The sequence below is a fragment of the Staphylococcus sp. HMSC061G12 genome, from assembly GCF_001838465.1.
GTDB lineage: Bacteria > Bacillota > Bacilli > Staphylococcales > Staphylococcaceae > Staphylococcus > Staphylococcus simulans.
This window is the reverse complement of the sequence record NZ_KV837014.1, coordinates 1-597: the sequence shown is the minus strand read 5'-3', so window position 1 is coordinate 597 and position 597 is coordinate 1. Positions and strand designations below refer to the sequence as shown.

The following is a 597-nucleotide window of genomic DNA, read 5'->3' as shown; positions in this document are numbered from 1 at the left end:
ATTATCAACCAAACAAAAAATAAGTGGTTATAATGAATCGTTAATAAGCAAAATTCATTATAACCAAATTAAAGAGGGTTATAATGAACGAGAAAAATATAAAACACAGTCAAAACTTTATTACTTCAAAACATAATATAGATAAAATAATGACAAATATAAGATTAAATGAACATGATAATATCTTTGAAATCGGCTCAGGAAAAGGCCATTTTACCCTTGAATTAGTACAGAGGTGTAATTTCGTAACTGCCATTGAAATAGACCATAAATTATGCAAAACTACAGAAAATAAACTTGTTGATCACGATAATTTCCAAGTTTTAAACAAGGATATATTGCAGTTTAAATTTCCTAAAAACCAATCCTATAAAATATTTGGTAATATACCTTATAACATAAGTACAGATATAATACGCAAAATTGTTTTTGATAGTATAGCTGATGAGATTTATTTAATCGTGGAATACGGGTTTGCTAAAAGATTATTAAATACAAAACGCTCATTGGCATTACTTTTAATGGCAGAAGTTGATATTTCTATATTAAGTATGGTTCCAAGAGAATATTTTCATCCTAAACCTAAAGTGAATAGCT

1 protein-coding gene is annotated in these 597 nt (G+C 26.6%); it reads left to right on the top strand.

Annotation, left to right across the window (positions count from 1 at the left end; genetic code table 11):
* Positions 1–83: 83 nt before the first annotated feature.
* On the top strand, positions 84–597 hold a 514-nt coding region (gene erm / locus HMPREF2937_RS00865), incomplete at its 3' end, for a 23S ribosomal RNA methyltransferase Erm (protein WP_070863824.1).